This is a genomic window from Streptomyces sp. NPDC006174, assembly GCF_040614075.1.
Lineage (GTDB): Bacteria > Actinomycetota > Actinomycetes > Streptomycetales > Streptomycetaceae > Streptomyces.
Window position 1 is genome coordinate 1 of record NZ_JBEXTJ010000010.1, and the last position, 19,859, is coordinate 19,859.

Below are 19,859 nucleotides of genomic sequence, written 5' to 3' on the forward strand. Positions count from 1 at the left end.
CGCCCGGTTACATTCCGAACCCGGAAGCTAAGCCTTTCAGCGCCGATGGTACTGCAGGGGGGACCCTGTGGGAGAGTAGGACGCCGCCGAACAATCTTTCAAGGACCCCTGGTCCCAGCGTTCACGCTGGGACCAGGGGTCCTTTTGTTTTTGTCGAAGCGCGTCGGACGGTCGGCTGCGCGAGAATGTCTGTGGTACCCGAAGACAGGAGTCACACCCATGTCCACCAACTCTCCCGACGATCGTCCGGAGCGCGAGCCGCGTCGCCGGGACGGTGGTGACCGGGGCGGTTTCCGCGGTGGTCGTGACGACCGGTCCGGTTCCGCAGCGCCTCGCCGTGACAACGACCGCGGCCCGCGCCGCGACGACAGCCGGCCGACCGGTGGCGGCTTCCGTGGCCGTGACGACCGGGACCGCGACCGCGATCGTGGACCGCGCCGTGATGACAACCGTGGCGGTGGCTCCGGTGGCGGATTCCGGCGTGACGACAACCGTGGCGGTGGATCAGGCGGCGGGTTCCGCCGGGATGACAACCGTAGCGGCGGCTCCGGCGGCGGATTCCGTCGCGATGACAACCGCGGAGGCGGTTCCGGTGGCGGGTTCCGTCGGGACGATGACCGTGGTGGTCGTCCCAGCGGTGGTGGGTTCGAGCGACGTGACGATCGGCCGCGTGGGCCCCGTCGCGACGACGACCGCCCCAGCGGCGGCGGCTTCCCCCGTGACGACCGTGGCGGAAAGGCCGGTGGTGGCTTCCGCCGGGATGACAACCGTAGTGGCGGCTTCCGTCGGGACGATGACCGTGGTGGTCGTCCCAGCGGTGGTGGGTTCGAGCGACGTGATGACCGGCCGCGTGGGCCCCGTCGCGACGACGACCGCCCCAGCGGCGGTGGCTTCCGGCGTGACGACAACCGTGGCGGTGGCTCCGGCGGTAACTTCCGCCGCGATGACAACCGTGGCGGAGGCTCCGGTGGTGGCTTCCGCCGGGATGACAACCGTAGTGGCGGCTTCCGTCGGGACGATGACCGTGGTGGTCGTCCCAGCGGTGGTGGGTTCGAGCGACGTGATGACCGGCCGCGTGGGCCCCGTCGCGACGACGACCGCCCCAGCGGCGGTGGCTTCCGGCGTGACGACAACCGTGGCGGTGGCTCTGGTGGTGGCTTCCGGCGTGACGACAACCGTGGCGGTGGCTCTGGTGGTGGCTTCCGGCGTGACGACAACCGTGGCGGTGGCCCTGGTGGTGGCTTCCGCCGTGACGACCGGGACCGTGACCGTGACCGTGGACCTCGTCGTGATGACGACCGTGGTGGTTACCGCGGTGGTCAGCAGCGCGATGACAGCCGTGGTGGTCGTCCCAGCGGTGGTGGGTTCGAGCGACGTGATGACCGGCCGCGTGGGCCCCGTCGCGACGACGACCGGCCCAGTGGTGGTGGCTTCCGGCGTGACGACAACCGTGGCGGTGGCTCCGGCGGTGGCTTCCGTCGGGACGACCGCGACCGTGGCGGGGACCGTGGTGGTTACCGCGGCGGGCAGCGTGACGACCGTGGCGGATTCCGTGGGCGTGACGACCGCGACCGGGACAGGGACCGTGAGCCGATCAAGCGGCTGCCCATCCCCGACGACGTCACCGGTGACGAGATCGACAAGGACGTACGCCAGGAGCTCATGAGCCTGCCGAAGACCCTGGCCGAGGATGTCGCACGCAACCTCGTCATGGTGGCCCGGCTGATCGATGAGGACCCGGAGGAGGCGTACGCGTACGCCCGTATCGCCCTGCGGCTGGCCTCGCGTGTCGCTGCCGTGCGGGAGGCGGCCGGATTCGCGGCCTACGCGACGCAGAAGTACGCGGAGGCGCTCGCCGAGTTCCGGGCGGCCCGGCGGATGACCGGGTCCGTGGAGCTGTGGCCCGTCATGGCGGACTGCGAGCGGGGTCTCGGCCGGCCCGAGCGGGCGATGGCCATGGCCGGTGAGCCCGAGGTGCAGAAGCTGGACAAGGCCGGCCAGGTCGAGATGCGCCTGGTGGCCGCCGGGGCCCGTCGGGACATGGGGCAGATCGATGCCGCCATCGTCACGCTCCAGAGCCCCGAGCTCGCCTCCAACTCCATCCAGCCGTGGACGCCGCGGCTGCGTTACGCCTACGCGGACGCACTGCTGGAGGCCGGGCGCGAGGACGAGGCCCGCGAGTGGTTCGGCAAGGCCCTGGAGGCCGACAAGGACGGTTCGACCGACGCGTCGGACCGGCTGGCCGAGCTGGACGGAGTGGAGTTCGTCGACGCCCTCGGTGACCACGACGTCGTCGAGGTCGTGCGGTCCGCCGAGGACGACGCGGACGACGCGGACGAGGATGCCGATGAGGCCGATGAGCGGGACGCCGGCGCGGACCGCCGTGGCGACGGGGCCGACAACGTCTAGTCGCTGACAGGCGGCACAGGAAAGGGGCGGGATCCCTCAGGATCCCGCCCCTTTCGCATGTCCGGCCGCCTTCTCAGTCGATGGTCAGGCTGCGCATGACCAGGCCCGTCGCCGGCTTCGGGCCGAAGGATGTCGACTTACGGGGCATGGTGACGCCCTGCCTGGCCAGGTCCCGGACGACCTCTTCGCGTACCGGATGCATGAGCACCGCCGTGGCGCCCAGGCGTTCGGCCTGTTCGACGGCGGCCTCGGTGTCGTGGATGTAGCCGATGTGCTCCGGAGCGTCGGGGATCCGCCAGACCTCGTCGAGCAGCGCCGAGTGGAGGACCGTGGCGTCCAGTGTGCGCCACGCCTCTGGCCGGTCCGTCCGGATCGTGCGGACCAACAGGGCCGGGTCCGGGCGGTCCACGAGGTGGAAGCCGCCGTCGCCGGTGAGCAGGAACGCGTTGCCCTCCGCCGCCGCGCCGGCCAGAGCGTCGAGCGCGCGAGGCAGCGGGCCCTCCACCGTACGGACTCGGAAGAGGCCCGAGAGTCCTTCGAGCGCCCGGGACACCGGCAGGCCGCGCAGGAGGCGGTGGATCGCGCGGACCTGGAGCGGGTGGTGGGCCGTGTCGACGAGGAGGACGAGGCCGAAGTCCCAGGGGCCCGGCGCGGTCTGTTCCCGCTGGAGCCGGAGGTAGGTGGCCCAGCGGTGGTGGCCGTCGGCGATCAGCGCCTGGTGGCGGGCGAGATCCGTCTCGATCTCGGTGCGCTCGGCCGGATCCGTGACGGCCCAGAGGCGGTGGTGGAACCCGTCCTCCGTCGTGGTGGCCAGCAGTGGTGGCCGCTCGGCCGTGCGCTCGATGGCCGCCGCGGCGCCTTTCCGGGCCCCGTCGCTGCGGTAGGTCAGCAACAGCGGCTCCAGGTGGGCCTGCATCGTGCGCATCAACTCGGCGCGGTCCGCGACGATGTCGTCCATGACGTCCTCGTGCGGCAGCACGATCCCGTCGGCGGCCGGCGAGAGCGCCAGGGCGCCGATCAGGCCGCGCTGGAGGATCGCGTCGTTGCGCTGCTCGTAGACGTACAGCGCGGGCTCCGGGTCCGGCGCGATCACGCCGTCGGCCAGCCACCGCTCCAGTGTCTCCGCCGCCTGCCGGTGCCGGTCCTCGGCGGTGTCGGCCTGAGGGAGGATGAGGCGCACGATGTTGTGCGGGTCCGCCGATTCCAGGTGATGCAGACCGTCGGGCCGGACGACCACGTCGTACGGCGGCGAGGTCACCGCGGCCAGGCTGCCGACCTGCTCGGGGACGTATCGCAGTCCGCGGAACGGGATCAGTCGCAGCCCCTGCTCGTCCGGGCCTGAAGTGTTCATTTGAGCATCGTATGTGTGCACGAGGCATACGCGATGATCGGGGGAGAGATGGGAAAGAGGAGCAGAGCCATATGAGCCAGAGCCAGCAGCACGACAGGGATCGGCCCGCCGGGAGCAGTACGGCGCTGAGCGAGGCGTACGACACGGCTCTCCTCGACCTGGACGGCGTGGTGTACGCGGGCGGCGAGGCGATCGTCCACGCCGTCGAGTCGCTGCGTACCGCGCGGGACGGCGGGATGCACCTCGCGTACGTCACCAACAACGCCCTGCGCACGCCGGACGCGGTGGCGGAGCACCTGACCGAGCTGGGCGTGCCCGCCGAGGCCGCCGATGTGATCACCTCGGCCCAGGCGGTGGCCCGGCTGATGGCCGACCAGCTGCCCGCCGGATCCCGGGTGCTGGTAGTCGGCGGCGATGGGCTGCGGGTCGCGCTGCGGGAGCGCGGGCTGGTACCGGTGGAGTCGGCGGACGACGAGCCGGTGGCCGTGGTACAGGGGTACGGCGGGCCGGATCTGGCGTGGGGACGGTTCGCGGAGGCGAGTTACGCCGTGGCGCGCGGGCTGCCGTGGTACGCGTCCAACACCGACCTGACCATTCCCGGCGCCCGTGGCATCGCGCCCGGCAACGGCGCCGCCGTGGAGGTCGTACGGATCGCCACCGGCGCCGAACCGCAGGTGGCCGGCAAGCCGTTGCCGCCGATGCACCGCGAGACCGTGCTGCGGACCGGGGCGAAGCGGCCGCTGGTCGTCGGGGACCGGCTGGACACGGACATCGAGGGCGCGTTCAACGGAGGTGTGGACTCGCTGCTGGTGCTGACCGGCGTGACGGACGCGGCGCAGCTCCTCGCCGCGGAGCCCCGGCACCGGCCGACGTACGTGGACCGGGACCTGCGGGGGCTGCCGGCCGGGCAGCCCGAGGTGACGGTGGAGGGCGAGGTGTTCCGGTGCGGCGGGTGGAGCGCGGTCGTACGGGACGGGAAGGAGCTGGTCCTGGACGGTGAAGGGGATCCGCTGGACGGGCTGCGGACGCTCTGCGGTGCGGCGTGGACGTTCGCGGGGAGCGGGTCGTTCGGGCTGGACACCGGGAAGGCCGTCTCGGCGCTCGGGCTGTAGCGCTGTGGCCGGGCCGCCTGGCCCCGGAGCGGCAGTGCGAAGGTAGGTTAACCTAACTTCGTGCTGGTCGGAGGTCCGTCCGGCTCCGATCCACCGGACACCCTCCGACTCCGGGAGTACGACCATGCAGCGCCTCACCGCAGAATCGGTGACCCTCGGCTACGACCAGCGGGTCATCGCCGAGGATCTCTCGGTGGAGATACCCGACAACTCCTTCACGGTGATCGTCGGGCCCAACGCCTGCGGCAAATCGACCCTGTTGCGCTCGCTCGCGCGGATGCTGAAGCCGAGCCGCGGGCAGGTGCTGCTGGACGGGCAGGTCATCCACCAGCTGCCCGCGAAGAAGGTCGCCCGCACGCTGGGGCTGCTGCCGCAGTCCTCCATCGCCCCGGACGGCATCACCGTCGCCGACCTCGTGGCCCGTGGCCGCTACCCTCACCAGGGGCTGCTGCGGCAGTGGTCGCCGGAGGACGAGCGAGTCGTCCAGGAGTCCATGGAGTCGACCGGAGTGGCCGAACTTGCCGAGCGGTACGTCGACGAGCTCTCCGGCGGTCAGCGGCAGCGGGTCTGGATCGCCATGGCCCTGGCCCAGCAGACGCCTTTGCTGCTGCTGGACGAGCCGACGACGTACCTGGACATCCAGCACCAGATCGATGTGCTCGACCTGTGTGCGGAGCTGCACGAGACGCGGGGCCGGACGCTGGTCGCCGTCCTGCACGATCTGAACCATGCCGCGCGGTATGCCACGCACCTGATCGCGATGCGGAACGGGGAGATCGTCGCGGAGGGGGCGCCGTCCGATGTGGTGGACGCGGCTTTGGTGGAGCGGGTGTTCGGGATGCGGTGTCAGGTGATCGATGATCCGGAGACCGGGACGCCGCTCGTTGTGCCGGCGGCTCGGAAGGCGCGGAAGATGGCTGCCTGAGGAGAGTGCGGGGCGCCCTGGGCGGGCGCTTTGTCCTCAGTCGCCGGACGGGCTCGAATGTGCCGCCTACAGCAGTGATCGCAGCTTCAGCAGGTCCCTGAAGCCGGCCTCCAGGCGTACGCGGCCCGAGGCCCAGGCTTTCGCGAAGTTCAGGTCGCCGTCGACCAGCGCGACCAGGTCGTCGCTCGTCATCGCGAGCCGGATCTCCGCCTTCTCGCGTGGCGGGCCCTCGACCGTGTCCTGGACCTGGATCCGGCCATCGGCCAGCCGGCCGGTGAACGTGCTGTCGAGGTCCTTGATGTGACAGCTCAGCGAGCGGTCGAGCGCGGCCGCGCCGCGTACGTCGCCGTCGGCCGCCGCCAGGTTGTCGGAAAGTTTTCTCAGTGCGCTGCGGCACTCCGCCATGGTCGCCATCGTGCTCGACGGTACACCGGCCCGTCGCGGTAGCGTTTCGGCATGAGCGACTGGATGCCGGACGCGGAGGCGCCGCCCGTGGGCGCGCCCGAGGAGCCGGAGACACCGGAGCAGGGGCCGACGGGCGGTGCGCCCTCCTTCGAGCCCGCCGAGCCCGCGCCCCTGGGCGTGACGCGCACCGCCACCGGCCGGGCCGAGGTCGACGCCCTCCTGGAGCGTCTGGCGGACGCGGACCACCTCCCGGCGGACGGGCACACCGAGGTGTACGAGGATGTACACCGCGGGCTCAAGGACGCGCTGACCTCGCTGGACGCCCGTCCGGCCGGGGACCCGCGTCCGGCCCCCGCACCCGGGCCGCCCAGGCCCGGACCCACACCCGCGTACGTCAACACGCACGACCACAGGAGCTGAACCGAACGTGGCAGGAGTGGCACGTCGCCGCCTCGACGCCGAGCTGGTACGCCGCAAGCTCGCCCGCTCGCGCGAGCACGCGAGCCAGCTGATCGCCGCTGGGCGGGTCACCGTCGGACGGACCACCGCGACCAAACCCGCCACCCAGGTCGAGACCGCCGCCGCGATCGTCGTGACCAAGGACGAGGACGACCCCGAGTACGTCTCGCGCGGCGGCCACAAGCTGGCCGGCGCGCTCGCCGCCTTCGTGCCGCTCGGGCTGGCCGTCGAAGGGCGGCGGGCGCTGGACGCGGGTGCGTCGACCGGCGGGTTCACCGATGTGCTGCTGCGCGCCGGAGCCCGGCAGGTCGTCGCCGTGGACGTCGGGTACGGGCAGCTCGCCTGGTCGCTGCAGTCCGATGAACGGGTCGTCGTCAAGGACCGTACCAACGTACGGGAGTTGACGTTGGACGCCATCGACGGGGAGGCGGTCGACCTGGTGGTCGGGGATCTGTCCTTCATTCCGCTCGGCCTCGTCCTGCCCGCCCTCGCCCGCTGCGCCGCGCCCGACGCGGACCTGGTCCTCATGGTCAAGCCGCAGTTCGAGGTCGGCAAGGAGCGGCTCGGCAGCGGTGGCGTGGTGCGGAGTGAGGAGCTGCGCGCCGAAGCCGTACGGGAAGTGGCGCGCCGGGCCTGGGCGCTCGGGCTCGGTGTGCGCGGGGTGACGGCCAGTCCGTTGCCGGGGCCTTCCGGGAACGTCGAGTACTTTCTGTGGCTGCGGGCCGGTGCACCTGAGCTGGATCCCGCGGATGTCGACCGTGCAGTGGCGGAGGGGCCTCGTTGACGACGAATGCGGCACGAACAGTCTTTCTTTTGGCGCACACCGGCCGCCCGGCCGCGATCCGCAGCGCGGAGCTCGTCGTCCAAGGGCTGCTGCGCAACGGGCTCGGCGTGCGGGTCCTGGCGACCGAGGCGGCCGATCTGCCGCTCCCGGAGGCCGTGGAGACGGTCACCGACACCTCACCTGCGGCCGTGGACGGCTGCGAGCTGCTGATCGTCCTCGGCGGTGACGGGACGCTGCTGCGCGGCGCGGAGTTCTCCCGCGCCTCCGGCGTACCGATGCTCGGCGTCAACCTCGGGCGCGTCGGCTTCCTCGCCGAGGCCGAGCGCGACGACCTCGACAAGGTGGTCTCGCGGGTCGTCACCCGTGACTACGAGGTCGAGGAGCGCATGACGATCGATGTCCTCGTGCACGCGAACGGTGACATCGTCCACACCGACTGGGCGCTCAACGAGGCGGCCGTGCAGAAGGTGTCGCCGGAGCGGATGCTCGAAGTGGTCCTGGAGATCGACGGGCGGCCCGTCACCGGGTTCGGCTGCGACGGGATCGTCTGTGCGACGCCGACCGGTTCGACGGCGTACGCCTTCTCGGCGGGCGGGCCGGTGGTCTGGCCGGAGGTGGAGGCGCTGCTGATGGTCCCGATCAGCGCCCACGCGCTGTTCGCCAAGCCGCTGGTGACCTCGCCGACCTCGGTGCTCGCCGTCGAGGTCCAGCCGCACACGCCGCACGGCGTGCTGTGGTGCGACGGGCGGCGGACCGTGGAGCTGCCGGCCGGCGCGCGGGTCGAGGTGCGGCGCGGTGCCGTGCCCGTACGGCTGGCGCGGCTGCACCAGGCCTCGTTCACCGACCGGCTGGTGGCGAAGTTCGCGCTGCCGGTGTCGGGGTGGCGGGGCGTGCCGCACTGACCGGCCCGGCGGTCTTCGACGGCCTCCGCGACCCTGGGAACGCTCGGGAGAGTGAATCCGGGAGCGGGGGCCGTCGCGCGTCCGCCTCGGAACCTCGTAAGGTCGTGTCCGTGCTGGAGGAGATGCGGATACGGTCGCTCGGAGTCATCGACGACGCGGTGGTGGAGCTGTCACCCGGTTTCACCGCGGTGACGGGTGAGACCGGCGCGGGCAAGACCATGGTCGTCACGAGCCTCGGGCTGCTGCTCGGCGGACGCGCTGACCCCGCTCTCGTGCGGGTCGGGGCCAAGGCCGCGGTCGTCGAGGGCAGGATCACGGTGTCCGACGGCGACGCGGCGGCGCTGCGGGCCGAGGAGGCAGGTGCGGAACTCGACGACGGTGCGCTGCTCATCAGCCGTACCGTTTCGGCGGAAGGACGCTCACGGGCTCATCTCGGCGGCAGATCCGTGCCGGTCGGGGTCCTCACCGAGCTGGCGGACGAGCTGGTCGCCGTGCACGGCCAGACCGACCAGCAGGGCCTGCTCAAGCCCGCACGGCAGCGCGGTGCGCTGGACCGGTACGCCGGGGACGGCGTGGAGGTCCCGCACGCGAAGTACGCGGCGGCCTACCGTCGGCTGCGCGCCGTCGCCGCCGGGCTCGAGGAGCTGACCACCCGGGCCCGGGAGCGGGCCCAGGAGGCGGATCTGCTGCGGTTCGGGTTGAACGAGGTCGCCGCCGTCGAGCCGTTGCCCGGTGAGGACGTCGAGCTGGCCGCCGAGGCGGAGCGGCTCGGACACGCGGAGGCGCTCGCCTCCGCCGCCTCGCTCGCGCACACCGCGCTGGCGGGGAACCCCGAGGATCCGGAGGGCGTCGACGCCACGACGGTGGTCGCCGCCGCCGGGCAGTCCCTGGACGCGGTCCGGGCCCACGATCCGGCGCTGGCCGCGCTGGCGGACCGGATCGGTGAGATCTCCATCCTGATCGCGGACGTCTCCGGCGAGCTGGCCGGGTACGCCGACCAGCTGGAGGCCGATCCGCTGCGGCTGGCCGCCGTGGAGGAGCGCCGGGCCGCGCTGACCACGCTGACCCGTAAGTACGGTGAGGACATCGCGGCCGTGCTCGCCTGGGCGCAGGAAGGCGCGGGCCGGCTCACCGAGCTGGAGGGCGACGACGAGCGGATCGGCGAGCTGGCGGCGGAGCGTGACGCACTGCGGGCCGAACTGTCCGTGCTGGGACAGGCGTTGACCGATGCGCGTACGGAGGCGGCCGCCCGGTTCGCGGAGGCGGTGACCGAGGAGCTGGCCTCGCTCGCCATGCCGCACGCCCGGGTCTCCTTCGCCATCCGGCAGACCGAGGCGGCGGACGAGGCGTCCGGCATCGACATCGGCGGACGGAGCGTCGTCTACGGCCCTTCGGGCGCGGACGAGGTCGAACTGCTGCTCGCCCCGCACCCCGGCGCCCAGCCCCGGCCGATCGCCAAGGGCGCGTCGGGCGGTGAGCTGTCCCGGGTGATGCTCGCGGTGGAGGTCGTCTTCGCGGGCTCCGACCCGGTGCCCACGTACCTCTTCGACGAGGTCGACGCGGGCGTCGGCGGCAAGGCGGCGGTCGAGGTCGGGCGCCGCCTGGCCAAGCTCGCCCGGTCCGCGCAGGTGGTCGTCGTGACCCACCTTCCGCAGGTCGCGGCCTTCGCCGACCGGCAGCTGCTGGTGGAGAAGACCGTGGACGGTTCGGTGACCCGGAGCGGGGTCACGGTCCTGGAAGGCGAGGACCGGGTCCGGGAGCTGTCCCGGATGCTGGCGGGCCAGGAGGACTCCGAGACGGCACGCGCCCATGCCGAGGAGCTGCTGGCGACGGCGCGCAAGGACGGGTGACGACGGGTACGGGGCCGGACAGGGGTGTCCCTGTCCGGCCCCGTCCGCGTATCTACGCTGCCTGCATGGGTACGAACGTGAGCAGGGCCGTCGTTGTCGCAGGTCTCGTCGGTGCGGGCGGGTACGCCGTCGTACGGACGCCGCCTGGTCGCGGACCGACCACGCGGGCCGGGCCGTCACCTTGTACGCCGGGCCGGCGGCCGTCCTCGGTGGAGCCGCCGGGATCGCCGCCGCTCCGGGGCCGGTCCGGGAGCGGGCGGCCGGAGTGCTGGCGGTGCTGGTTGCCGGGGGCTGCGGTGCGTACGACGACCTGGTGGGGGCCGGTGACCCGCGGCGGGGGTTCCGGGCGCATCTGGGAGCGCTGCGCGGCGGTGAGGTGACCAGCGGGGCCGTGAAGCTCTTCGGGATCGGGGCGGCGGGGGTGCTGGCCGGGCTGCTGATCGAGGAGCGGGCGGTGGACGGGGTGCTGAGCGGTGTGGTGATCGCCGGCACCGCTCATCTGGTGAACCTGGTGGATGTGGGGCCGGGAGCGGCGGTCGCTTCCGTGGCGGTGGTGGGAGCGGTGGCCGGGATGCCGGGAGCTGCTGCCGCGACCGTGCTCGCCCCGGCCGACCTGGGAGAACGCACCATGCTCGGAGACACCGGGGCCCATGGGCTCGGGGCGGCGCTGGGGCTGGCCTTGGCCGGGCCCGGTGGACGTCACGGAGGTCGTACGGGGCGGGTCGTCCTGGCCGCCGGGCTGGTGGCGGCCGTGGCGAACGGGGAGCGGATCAGCGGGCTCGCTCGCCGCGCCTCGGTGGTGCTGAGGCGCGCTGCGGGGGCCAGGTAGCGCGTACGGCGGCGGCTCGAGGGTGTCGATGGTGGCAACCTCGCGCCTCTGTATGCACTCGTGGGAGTGGTGCCGTGTGGCCGGTTGTCGCCGCGTGGCCAGCAGCAACGTTCCGGCGGTCCCGGAACGCGCGTACGGACTGGCATCCTTGGCGCTGTACCTACCGCCGACTCCGGGACCCCGGGAGCCAATCAACGTGTCACAGCTGCGTACGGTCCAAGTCCTGGGCGGCGGCAGTGCGGGCAGCAGCGCGCACGTCAGTTCGCTCGCCGCGGGGCTGGTGGCGCGCGGAGTGCAGGTCACGGTCTGCGCCCCGTCCGCCGTGGACCGCGCCTACGACTTCACGGCGACCGGAGCCCGCTTCCTGCCGGTGCCCCGCCGCAGCGACCCGGCCGCCGTCGCCGCACTCCGCGCCGCCTGCACCGGCGCCGACGTGGTCCACGCCCATGGGCTGCACGCCGCCTCCCGCACCGCCTTCGCGCTGAGCGGCCGGACCGTGCCCTTGGTGCTGACCTGGCACACCCGCCGGTACGCCGAAGGTGCCCGCCGCCAGATCCTGCACCTGCTGGAGCGAAGAGCCGTACGGGCGGCGGCCGTTGTCCTCGCTCCTTCGTCCGGCCTGGTGGACCTGGCGCGGGTCCGAGGCGCCCGGGACGCGCGGCTCGCCCCGGTCGCCGCGCCGGTCCCGCGACGGGCGAGCGGCCTGCACGACGGCAAGGCGCGGGCCGAACTCGGCGCGGTCGAGCGGCCGTTGCTGATGGCCGCCGGCAGCCTCGTCCCGCACCACGGCTTCGGCACCTTGCTGTACGCGGCCCGCATCTGGCGCGGACTCGACCCCGTACCTCTGCTCGTCATCGCGGGGGAGGGGCGCGAGCGGGAGGCCTTGCAACAGCGGATCCGGGACGAGGAGTTGCCGGTACGGCTGCTCGGGTGCCGGGAGGATGTCGGTGAGTTGATCGCCGCCGCCGATCTGGCCGTGCTGCCCAGCCGCTGGGAGGGCCGCTCGCTGCTGGCGCAGGAGGCGTTGCGGCTGGGCGTGCCGCTGGTGGCGACCGAGGTCGGTGGTGTACTCGAACTGGTCGGTGAAGCGGCTGAGTTGGTGCCGTTCGGCAATGCGGAGGCGCTGGCGGAGGCGGTCGTACGGCTGTTGGGTGATCCGGAGCGGTGCGCGCGGCTGGCCGAGGCCGGGCGGGCGCAGGCGGCGGGCTGGCCCACCGAGGACGACACCATCGCCCATGTGCTCAGAGTGTACGACGAGTTGGCGCAGCCGCCCGCTTCACGTTCCTAGCTGGTGTGGCGGCGGGCCCGGAGCGCCAGGCTGAGGGCCAGGACCGTCTGCGGGTCGTCCAGGTCCGTGCCGAGCAGCTCGCCGATCCGGGCCAGCCGGTTGTAGAGCGTCTGGCGGTTCAGGTGCAGCTCGCGCGCGGTCTCCGCCTTCCGGCCCGCGTGCGCCAGATACGCCTGGAGCGTCGGCAGCAGCGGCGGGCGCGAGGTACGGTCGTGCTCGCGCAGCGGACCGATCGCCCGGTTCACGAACGCCGCGAGGTCCGGGTGGTCCCGCAGTCGCCACAGCAGCAGGTCGATGTCGAGCCGCCGCGCGTCGTACCACGGCCGGTCGTCAAGACCCTGCGCCGCCGTCGCCGTCTCCGAGGCGTGCCGCAGCCCCGCGCCCGCTCCGGCCCAGCTTCCGGCGACGCCGGCCACGACCACCGGCGGCTGCGACCCGGCCCGGTCGAGGCCGGCCCGCGCCACGCCCGCCCGCAGCGCCGCCGCCACCCGGTCCGCGACCGCCGTCCGCTCGCCCTCCGACCGCAGCCCGAGCAGCAGCGGAACCCGCCCCTCCACCGGCCGTACGCCCAGCAGCACCGGCACGCCTACCGAGGCCAGCTCCTCCAGCACCGCGCGGGCCAGCAGCGCCCAGTTGCCCGACGGGGACAGCTCGGGTGCCAGGCGCATCACGACCGGGAGGAGTGGCGTGTCGCCGGGCCGGAAGCCGAGCACCCGGGCCTGGGCCGGAGCGTCCTCCGGAGTGATCCGGCCCTCCGCGAGATCGGTGAGGAAGTCGCCCCGGCCCCGGGCCGCCAGCTCCTCCTCCTGCCGGGCCTGCATCAGGACCACCGCGAGGAGGCCCGCCGCCCGCTCCGCCGCCATCCGGTGCACGGTCGCCAGCGGGCCCGCGACGGCGAGCAGCACCAGCCGGGCCCGTACCGCGCCGGTGTCCGGACCGCCGCCCGGCACATCCACCAGCAGCGCGCCGGTCGGCGGCGACTCCCGGGCCGCCCGGTCGCCGCGCATCCCCTCCCAGACCTGGAGCGGGTCCGCGCCCACCGGACCCGTGCCCGTGGACGCCGCGTACAGGAGCTGGCCGTCCGGCGTCTCCAGGAAGACCGGATTGGCGGTGAAGTCGGCGAGGATGCCGAGCACCTGCGGCACGCCGCCACCGTCCAGCAGCGCCCGGGTGGCGCGCCGGTGCACCTCCTCCGCCTGCTGGAGCAGCGCGTAGTGGCCGTTGACGATCTCGGTGTGCACCTCCTCGGTCACCGCGACGAACGGCACCTCGCGGTGGAGCTGCACCAGCGGCAGCCCGGCCGCGCGGGCCGCGTCCACGATGGAGGCGGGCAGCCGGCTGAAGCGCGGGCCGAGCTCCACCACCAGCGCGGCGATGCCACGGTCGGCGAGGCGGCGGACGAACGCGCGCTGCTCGGCGGGCCGGGTGCCGAGGCCGAGGCCGGTGGTGAGGAGCAGTTCGCCGCCCTTGAGGAGCGAGGCGATGTTCGGGACCTCGCCCGCGTGCACCCAGCGCACCGTACGGCTCAGCCGGTCCGCGCCTGCCACCACCTCCGGGAGGCCCGCACGCAGCCCCGGCAGCTCCAGCGCCCGCTGCACGGTGATTCCGCTGTGGCTCTCCACGTACCCGGCCTGCTTTCGCCTTGTTCCGCGCCCGTACCCCGGGCGGTCGTCCTGTTCAGGACGCTACCGCCCGGGGCGCGGGGTGCGCATGGCAGGGGAGGCGTGGAGACCGCGGGGTCAGGCGGCGGTGGAGGCTCCGGACGCGATGCCGAAGGACGGGTCCGGCACCTCCTTGGGCGAGATCAGCGTGGAGGAGCGGCCGTCCACGCCCACCGGCACGTCGCCGTCGATGTTGACGCGGCCACGGCGACCAAGGCGGCGGCTACAGCCTCTACGTCGAGGACGGCCGGCTCCACCTCGCGTACAACGAGTACGGCGTCCTCCACGAGACCGACGCGGGCCCGCTCGCGCCCGGCGAACATGTCATCGCTCTCACCGCCGAGGCGGAGAAGGGCCTGCGCTGGTCGTTCACGGTCAACGTCGACGGCGAGGCACGGACCACGCCGCCCAGCGTCCACCAGCTCATCGACCGCAAGTCACCGGTCTCCCGGCCCCTGTTCGAACGCCACCGCTCCTTCCGCTACGGCGGCATCCTGCGCTCGGTCACCTACACCCCCGGCGCACCCGGCCCCGACTCACCGGGGGCGGTCGCCACCGCACTCGAACAGGCGGCAGCGGCCTTCGAATAGACCGACCCGTACGGCCCCGGGGCACCCGCTCCCGGGGCCGTACGGCTCATCCCCGAACCTTCAGCAACCCCACCAGCGCACCCCGGCTCCGCCGCAACGCCTCGATCTGCTCGTCCAGGTCCGCCAGCTCCCCGTCCAGGATCGCCCGCAGCTCCGCACACCAGTCGAACCCCGGCTGCTCGCCCCGGGCGCACGGCAGCACCTGACGGATCACCTCGGTGGAGAGCCCGGCCCGCAGCAGCGCACGGATCTTACCTACGGAGGCGACCGCGCCCTCGTCGTAGGCGCGGTAGCCGTTCGTCCCGCGCCGCGCCTCCAGCAGTCCCTGCGCCTCGTAGTACCGCAACGACCGCGCGCTGACGCCCGTCCGCCGTGACAGCTCCCCGATCAGCACACGCCCCCGCTCTCCGCGCCCGTCGGCGCTTGACCTTGTCACCGGTGTCAAGCCCTAACGTCCCACCCATGAGCGAAGATTCCCCGCACCTCGTGCACATCGACGGCCGCCCGGCGACCACCGACGACCTCACGCCTCTCGCCTTCGCGGGCCACGCCCACTTCACCGCGACGCAGATCCGCGACGGCCGGGTCCGCGGCCTGGACCTCCACCTGGCGCGGCTGCGGTCCGCGTCGGTGGAGCTGTTCGGCCGGGCCCTGCCCGAGGACGTGGTCCGCGCCCACCTCCGTACCGCTCTCGCCGCCGCACCGGCCGCCGACCTCTCGCTGACGGCCACGGTCTCCGCCACGGCCGGCGAGTTCACCGCCGCCGACGGCGACCTGACCCTGCTGATACGGACCGGACCGCCGTCCTCCGGCCCCGATGGCCCGCTCGCCCTGGCGGCCGTCGAACACGAGCGGTTCCTGCCGCACGTCAAGCACGTCGGTGAGGTGGCCAAGACGCACCTGCTCCGGCAGGCCGCCGCCGAGGGGTTCGACGATGCCGCCTTCCTGGACCACGAGGGCCGGTTCAGCGAGGCGACGATCTGGAACCTGGTGTTCTGGGACGGCGATTCGGTGGTCTGGCCCGAGGCCCGGATCCTGACCGGTACGACGCTGGGCATCGTCCGCCGGCGGCTGGACGCGCTCGGCATCGGCCAGCGCGTCGCCCCGGTCACCCCCGCCGACCTGCCGGCCCTCGCCGGCGCGGCCGTCATGAACTCCTGGTCGCCGGGCATCCCCGTCCACCGCATCGGCCCCGCCGAACTGCCCGCCGCACCCCGGTTCCTGGAGGCGTTGCACCGGGCGTACGAGGCCGAACCCCTCACCGCACCCTGAGGAAACGCACGGTGGCCGCCCCGGAGGAAACCGGGGCGGCCACCGTCAGGACGGAGCGGGCCTCAGCCCACGTACGCCCCGCTCGCCGTCAGCCGCAGCGCCGTGTCGATCAGCGGCACGTGGCTGAACGCCTGCGGGAAGTTGCCGACCTGGCGCTGGAGGTTGGAGTCCCACTCCTCGGCCAGCAGGCCCAGGTCGTTGCGGAGCGCCAGCAGCTTCTCGAAGAGCTGGCGGGCCTCGTCGACCCGGCCGATCATCGCGAGGTCGTCGGCCATCCAGAACGAGCAGGCCAGGAACGCGCCCTCGTCGCCTTCGAGACCGTCGACGCCCGCGTCGTCGCCCTCGGTCGGGTAGCGCAGGATGAAGCCGTCCTCCGTGGACAGCTCCCGCTGGATCGCCTCGATCGTGCCGATGACCCGCTTGTCGTCCGGCGGCAGGAAGCCCATCTGCGGGATGAGCAGCAGCGAGGCGTCCAGCTCCTTCGAGCCGTAGGACTGCGTGAAGGTGTTGCGCTCCTTGTCGTAACCGCGCTCGCAGACGTCCCGGTGGATGTCGTCGCGGAGCTCGTACCACCGCTCCAGCGGCCCGTCGACGTCGCCGGACTCGACCAGCTTGATCGTCCGGTCGACCGCGACCCACGCCATCACCTTGGAGTGCACGAAGTGGCGGCGCGGACCGCGCACCTCCCAGATGCCCTCGTCCGGCTCCTCCCAGTGCTTCTCCAGGTACTCGATCAGCTTGAGCTGGAGGCCCATCGCGTAGTCGTTGCGGGTCAGGCCGGTCATGTGCGCCAGGTGGAGCGCCTCGGTGACCTCGCCGTAGACGTCCAGCTGGAGCTGGTTGGCGGCGCCGTTGCCGACGCGGACCGGGCCGGAGTTCTCGTAGCCCGGCAGCCAGTCCAGCTCCGCCTCGCCGAGCTCGCGCTCGCCGGCGATGCCATACATGATCTGCAGGTTCTCCGGGTCGCCGGCCACCGCCCGCAGCAGCCACTCGCGCCAGGCGCGGGCCTCCTCGCGGTAGCCGGTGCGCAGCAGCGAGGAGAGGGTGATCGCGGCGTCGCGCAGCCAGGTGTAGCGGTAGTCCCAGTTCCGTACGCCTCCGATCTCCTCGGGCAGCGAGGTGGTCGGCGCGGCGACGATGCCGCCGGTCGGCGCGTACGTCAGGGCCTTGAGCGTGATGAGAGAGCGGACGACCGCCTCCCGGTAAGGCCCGTGGTACGTACACTGATCGACCCATTCGCGCCAGAACAGCTCCGTCGCCTCCAGCGACCCTTCCGGGTCGGGAAGCGCGGGCGGCTCGCGGTGCGAGGGCTGCCAGCTGATCGTGAACGCCACCCGGTCGCCGGGGCCGACGGTGAAGTCGGAGTAGGTGGTGAGGTTCTCGCCGTAGGTGTCGACCTGGGTGTCCAGCCAGACGGAGTCCGGCCCGGCGACGGCGACCGTACGGCCGTCCACCTTGTGCACCCACGGCGTCACCCGGCCGTAGCTGAACCGCATCCGCAGCTCGGAGCGCATCGGCACCCGGCCGCTGACGCCCTCCACGATCCGGATGAGCTGCGGCGCCCCGTCACGCGGAGGCATGAAATCGGTCACGCGTACGGTGCCGCGTGGCGTGTCCCACTCCGATTCCAGGATGAGGGAGTCACCGCGGTAGCGGCGCCGGTCCGCCGACAGCGGCTCGGTCCCTTCCGGCCTCGCCGGACTCAGACGCCAGAAGCCGTGCTCCTCGGTGCCCAGCAGTCCCGCGAAGACGGCGTGCGAATCGAAGCGGGGCAGGCACAGCCAGTCGGCCGTGCCGTCCCGGCAGACCAGGGCAGCGGTCTGCATGTCTCCGATGAGTGCGTAATCCTCGATGCGCCCGGCCACGTGCGTCTCCAGTCGAACGGCCATGTCGCCCCGTCCGGGGCGCTTACTGGGGGAGGGAGGGTTTCAGGGGGGTCGTAGTGGAACCGACGAGTCCCGTACCGGTTGAGCGGGCCTCAGGTGCCGCCGTCCGGCCGTCTCGGCAGCGAGTGTCCGAGCAGGATACGACGCGGTACGAAGATCCGCGCGACGGTCCCCGCAACATCTCTGAGCTGATCGGGTGGGGAGTGAAACGATGGCGGTGATGGTGTGACGCCCCTGTGCAGGGTGTGGCCGGAAGCAGCCTCCCCTCGTCGCTGTTACCCTGGTAGCCCGTGGACCGGTGGTCGTATCCGACAGCGGACGAGGCCCCCGAACCGCAGCGACGGCACCCCGGAATCCCCGGTTCGGCGGCCGGTACGCACCTCACAACCGCGACCACGGGAGCCCCCTTTGGCTATGCAGCCCTCATCCACGACGACCAAGCACATCTTCGTCACCGGGGGTGTCGCCTCCTCCCTCGGCAAGGGTCTGACTGCCTCCAGCCTGGGTGCCCTGCTCAAGGCGCGTGGCCTCCGGGTCACGATGCAGAAGCTGGACCCGTATCTCAACGTCGACCCGGGGACGATGAACCCGTTCCAGCACGGTGAGGTGTTCGTCACCAACGACGGCGCCGAGACCGACCTGGACATCGGCCACTACGAGCGCTTCCTAGACGTGGACCTCGACGGCTCCGCCAACGTGACGACCGGCCAGGTGTACTCGCAGGTCATCGCCAAGGAGCGGCGCGGCGAGTACCTCGGCGACACCGTCCAGGTGATCCCGCACATCACCAACGAGATCAAGCACCGCATCCGCCGCATGGCCACCGACGACGTGGACGTCGTCATCACCGAGGTCGGCGGCACGGTCGGCGACATCGAGTCGCTGCCGTTCCTGGAGACCGTCCGCCAGGTCCGCCACGAGGTCGGCCGCGACAACGTCTTCGTCGTGCACATCTCGCTGCTGCCCTACATCGGCCCCTCCGGCGAGCTGAAGACCAAGCCGACCCAGCACTCGGTGGCCGCGCTGCGCAACATCGGTATCCAGCCGGACGCCATCGTGCTGCGCGCCGACCGTGAGGTCCCGACGTCCATCAAGCGCAAGATCTCGCTGATGTGCGACGTCGACGAGGCCGCCGTCGTCGCCGCGATCGACGCCAAGTCGATCTACGACATTCCCAAGGTGCTGCACACCGAGGGCCTGGACGCCTATGTCGTCCGCAAGCTGGACCTGCCCTTCCGCGACGTCGACTGGACCACCTGGGACGACCTCCTGGACCGCGTCCACAACCCCGACCACGAGGTCACCGTCGCCCTGGTCGGCAAGTACATCGACCTGCCCGACGCCTACCTCTCGGTCATCGAGGCCATCCGCGCCGGCGGCTTCGCCAACAAGGCCCGGGTCACGGTCAAGTGGGTCACCTCCGACGACTGCCGCACCGCCGCCGGTGCCGCCGAGCAGCTGGGTGACGTCGACGCGATCTGCATCCCCGGCGGCTTCGGCGAGCGCGGTGTCGACGGCAAGGTCGGCGCCATCCGCCACGCCCGCGAGAACAAGGTCCCGCTGCTCGGCCTCTGCCTGGGCCTGCAGTGCATCGTGATCGAGGCGGCCCGCTCGCTGGCCGAGATCCCCGACGCCAACTCCACCGAGTTCGACGCCGCCACCTCCCACCCGGTCATCTCGACCATGGAGGAGCAGCTCGCCTACGTCGAGGGCGCCGGCGACCTCGGCGGCACCATGCGGCTCGGCCTCTACCCGGCCAAGCTCGCCGAGGGCTCCGTCGTACGCGAGGCGTACGCCGGTGAGCCGTACGTCGAGGAGCGCCACCGCCACCGCTACGAGGTCAACAACGCCTACCGCGGTGAGCTGGAGAAGAAGGCCGGACTGGTCTTCTCCGGCACCTCCCCGGACAACAAGCTCGTCGAGTACGTCGAGTACCCGCGCGAGGTCCACCCCTACCTCGTCGCCACCCAGGCCCACCCGGAGCTCCGCTCCCGCCCGACCCGTCCGCACCCGCTCTTCGCGGGCCTGGTGAAGGCGGCCGTCGCGCGCAAGGTCGGCGCCGGCGAGTAGTCCCGAGGCATTACGGTTGGCCGGGGTACGGATCCTTGACGGATGCGTGCCCCGGTTTCTCGTTTT

At 72.5% G+C, this 19,859-nt stretch carries 17 protein-coding genes, 1 rRNA gene and 2 pseudogenes; 14 read left to right on the top strand and 6 right to left on the bottom strand.

Features of this window, described 5'->3' with window-relative positions; translation table 11 throughout:
• From rrf to ABZ267_RS22620, 3 genes are all read left to right on the top strand, one after another.
• Window positions 1-92, top strand: a 5S ribosomal RNA gene (rrf, locus tag ABZ267_RS22610); the annotation flags it as partial.
• Window positions 93-427: 335 nt separating this feature from the next.
• The gene (locus ABZ267_RS22615; protein ID WP_356899723.1) at window positions 428-1,666 is read left to right on the top strand and encodes a hypothetical protein; all 1,239 of its coding nucleotides are present in this window, start codon (window positions 428-430) and stop codon (window positions 1,664-1,666) included.
• Complete coding sequence (locus tag ABZ267_RS22620; protein ID WP_356754552.1) at window positions 1,663-2,409, top strand: tetratricopeptide repeat protein; 747 nt, start codon at window positions 1,663-1,665, stop codon at window positions 2,407-2,409. Before ABZ267_RS22615 ends, ABZ267_RS22620 begins: the two co-directional genes overlap by 4 nt.
• 73 nt (window positions 2,410-2,482) lie before the next feature.
• On the opposite strand, the gene ABZ267_RS22625 is transcribed toward ABZ267_RS22620, so the two are convergent.
• A complete protein-coding gene (locus ABZ267_RS22625) occupies window positions 2,483-3,760 on the bottom strand; it encodes a DUF1015 domain-containing protein (RefSeq protein WP_356754553.1) in 1,278 nt (425 codons plus the stop codon).
• A 71-nt stretch (window positions 3,761-3,831) separates the two neighbouring features.
• Here ABZ267_RS22625 and ABZ267_RS22630 point away from each other — a divergent pair, with 71 nt between their 5' ends.
• Both ABZ267_RS22630 and ABZ267_RS22635 read left to right on the top strand, forming a co-directional pair.
• Window positions 3,832-4,872, top strand: coding sequence for an HAD-IIA family hydrolase (locus ABZ267_RS22630; RefSeq protein ID WP_356754555.1), 1,041 nt, complete (start codon window positions 3,832-3,834; stop codon window positions 4,870-4,872).
• 124 nt (window positions 4,873-4,996) lie between these two features.
• Window positions 4,997-5,797: an ABC transporter ATP-binding protein gene (locus ABZ267_RS22635; RefSeq protein WP_356754557.1), complete on the top strand. Its 801-nt coding sequence runs from the start codon at window positions 4,997-4,999 to the stop codon at window positions 5,795-5,797.
• 66 nt (window positions 5,798-5,863) lie between these two features.
• On the opposite strand, the gene ABZ267_RS22640 is transcribed toward ABZ267_RS22635, so the two are convergent.
• Window positions 5,864-6,211, bottom strand: a complete 348-nt coding sequence (locus tag ABZ267_RS22640; protein WP_356754559.1) for an SCP2 sterol-binding domain-containing protein — start codon at window positions 6,209-6,211, stop codon at window positions 5,864-5,866.
• A gap of 42 nt (window positions 6,212-6,253) precedes the next feature.
• Between ABZ267_RS22640 and ABZ267_RS22645 the strand changes: the two genes are divergently transcribed.
• From ABZ267_RS22645 to ABZ267_RS22670, 6 genes are all read left to right on the top strand, one after another.
• Window positions 6,254-6,622, top strand: coding sequence for a hypothetical protein (locus ABZ267_RS22645; RefSeq protein ID WP_356754561.1), 369 nt, complete (start codon window positions 6,254-6,256; stop codon window positions 6,620-6,622).
• Between the two features lie 7 nt (window positions 6,623-6,629).
• A complete protein-coding gene (locus ABZ267_RS22650; RefSeq protein ID WP_356754563.1) occupies window positions 6,630-7,445 on the top strand; it encodes a TlyA family RNA methyltransferase in 816 nt (271 codons plus the stop codon).
• Window positions 7,442-8,347 (top strand): NAD kinase, encoded by a 906-nt coding sequence (locus ABZ267_RS22655; RefSeq protein WP_356754565.1) that lies wholly within the window; start codon window positions 7,442-7,444, stop codon window positions 8,345-8,347. The genes ABZ267_RS22650 and ABZ267_RS22655 overlap by 4 nt, the downstream gene beginning before the upstream one ends.
• A gap of 104 nt (window positions 8,348-8,451) precedes the next feature.
• The gene (gene recN, locus ABZ267_RS22660; protein ID WP_356754567.1) at window positions 8,452-10,197 is read left to right on the top strand and encodes a DNA repair protein RecN; all 1,746 of its coding nucleotides are present in this window, start codon (window positions 8,452-8,454) and stop codon (window positions 10,195-10,197) included.
• A 181-nt stretch (window positions 10,198-10,378) separates the two neighbouring features.
• The gene (locus ABZ267_RS22665; RefSeq protein WP_356754569.1) at window positions 10,379-11,026 is read left to right on the top strand and encodes a hypothetical protein; all 648 of its coding nucleotides are present in this window, start codon (window positions 10,379-10,381) and stop codon (window positions 11,024-11,026) included.
• Between the two features lie 196 nt (window positions 11,027-11,222).
• Complete coding sequence (locus ABZ267_RS22670) at window positions 11,223-12,314, top strand: glycosyltransferase family 4 protein (protein WP_356754571.1); 1,092 nt, start codon at window positions 11,223-11,225, stop codon at window positions 12,312-12,314.
• Here ABZ267_RS22670 and ABZ267_RS22675 read toward each other — a convergent pair.
• Window positions 12,311-13,936: a PucR family transcriptional regulator gene (locus tag ABZ267_RS22675; RefSeq protein WP_356754573.1), complete on the bottom strand. Its 1,626-nt coding sequence runs from the start codon at window positions 13,934-13,936 to the stop codon at window positions 12,311-12,313. The genes ABZ267_RS22670 and ABZ267_RS22675 overlap by 4 nt on opposite strands.
• 117 nt (window positions 13,937-14,053) lie before the next feature.
• Window positions 14,054-14,176 (bottom strand): annotated as a pseudogene (locus tag ABZ267_RS22680) (TauD/TfdA family dioxygenase); the annotation flags it as partial.
• A 2-nt stretch (window positions 14,177-14,178) separates the two neighbouring features.
• On the opposite strand from ABZ267_RS22680, the pseudogene ABZ267_RS22685 reads away from it, so the two are divergent.
• Window positions 14,179-14,565, top strand: a pseudogene (locus ABZ267_RS22685) (arylsulfatase); the annotation flags it as partial.
• A 46-nt stretch (window positions 14,566-14,611) separates the two neighbouring features.
• On the opposite strand, the gene ABZ267_RS22690 reads toward ABZ267_RS22685, so the two are convergent.
• Complete coding sequence (locus tag ABZ267_RS22690) at window positions 14,612-14,959, bottom strand: MerR family transcriptional regulator (RefSeq protein WP_356754575.1); 348 nt, start codon at window positions 14,957-14,959, stop codon at window positions 14,612-14,614.
• Between the two features lie 68 nt (window positions 14,960-15,027).
• On the opposite strand from ABZ267_RS22690, the gene ABZ267_RS22695 reads away from it, so the two are divergent.
• Window positions 15,028-15,837 carry an aminotransferase class IV family protein gene (locus tag ABZ267_RS22695; protein ID WP_356754576.1) on the top strand — a complete coding sequence of 270 codons (810 nt, stop codon included), beginning with the start codon at window positions 15,028-15,030 and terminating at the stop codon, window positions 15,835-15,837.
• Window positions 15,838-15,899: 62 nt separating this feature from the next.
• On the opposite strand, the gene ABZ267_RS22700 is transcribed toward ABZ267_RS22695, so the two are convergent.
• Entirely contained in the window at window positions 15,900-17,702 is a 1,803-nt protein-coding gene (locus tag ABZ267_RS22700) for a glycoside hydrolase family 15 protein (protein ID WP_356754742.1), read from the bottom strand.
• 435 nt (window positions 17,703-18,137) lie between these two features.
• Here ABZ267_RS22700 and ABZ267_RS22705 point away from each other — a divergent pair, with 435 nt between their 5' ends.
• On the top strand, window positions 18,138-19,793 hold the full coding sequence (locus ABZ267_RS22705; RefSeq protein WP_356754578.1) for a CTP synthase: 1,656 nt from the start codon (window positions 18,138-18,140) through the stop codon (window positions 19,791-19,793).
• Window positions 19,794-19,859: the final 66 nt, after the last annotated feature.

Bases quoted from the DNA above. Each gene is read 5' to 3' on its own strand.
- ABZ267_RS22705 (WP_356754578.1), top strand. From the start codon at position 18,138: ATGCAGCCCTCATCCACGACGACCAAGCACATCTTCGTCACCGGGGGT.
- ABZ267_RS22630 (WP_356754555.1), top strand. From the start codon at position 3,832: ATGAGCCAGAGCCAGCAGCACGACAGGGATCGGCCCGCCGGGAGCAGT.
- ABZ267_RS22620 (WP_356754552.1), top strand. From the start codon at position 1,663: ATGAGCCTGCCGAAGACCCTGGCCGAGGATGTCGCACGCAACCTCGTC.
- ABZ267_RS22640 (WP_356754559.1), bottom strand. From the start codon at position 6,211: ATGGCGACCATGGCGGAGTGCCGCAGCGCACTGAGAAAACTTTCCGAC.
- ABZ267_RS22635 (WP_356754557.1), top strand. From the start codon at position 4,997: ATGCAGCGCCTCACCGCAGAATCGGTGACCCTCGGCTACGACCAGCGG.
- ABZ267_RS22645 (WP_356754561.1), top strand. From the start codon at position 6,254: ATGAGCGACTGGATGCCGGACGCGGAGGCGCCGCCCGTGGGCGCGCCC.
- ABZ267_RS22625 (WP_356754553.1), bottom strand. From the start codon at position 3,760: ATGAACACTTCAGGCCCGGACGAGCAGGGGCTGCGACTGATCCCGTTC.
- ABZ267_RS22695 (WP_356754576.1), top strand. From the start codon at position 15,028: ATGAGCGAAGATTCCCCGCACCTCGTGCACATCGACGGCCGCCCGGCG.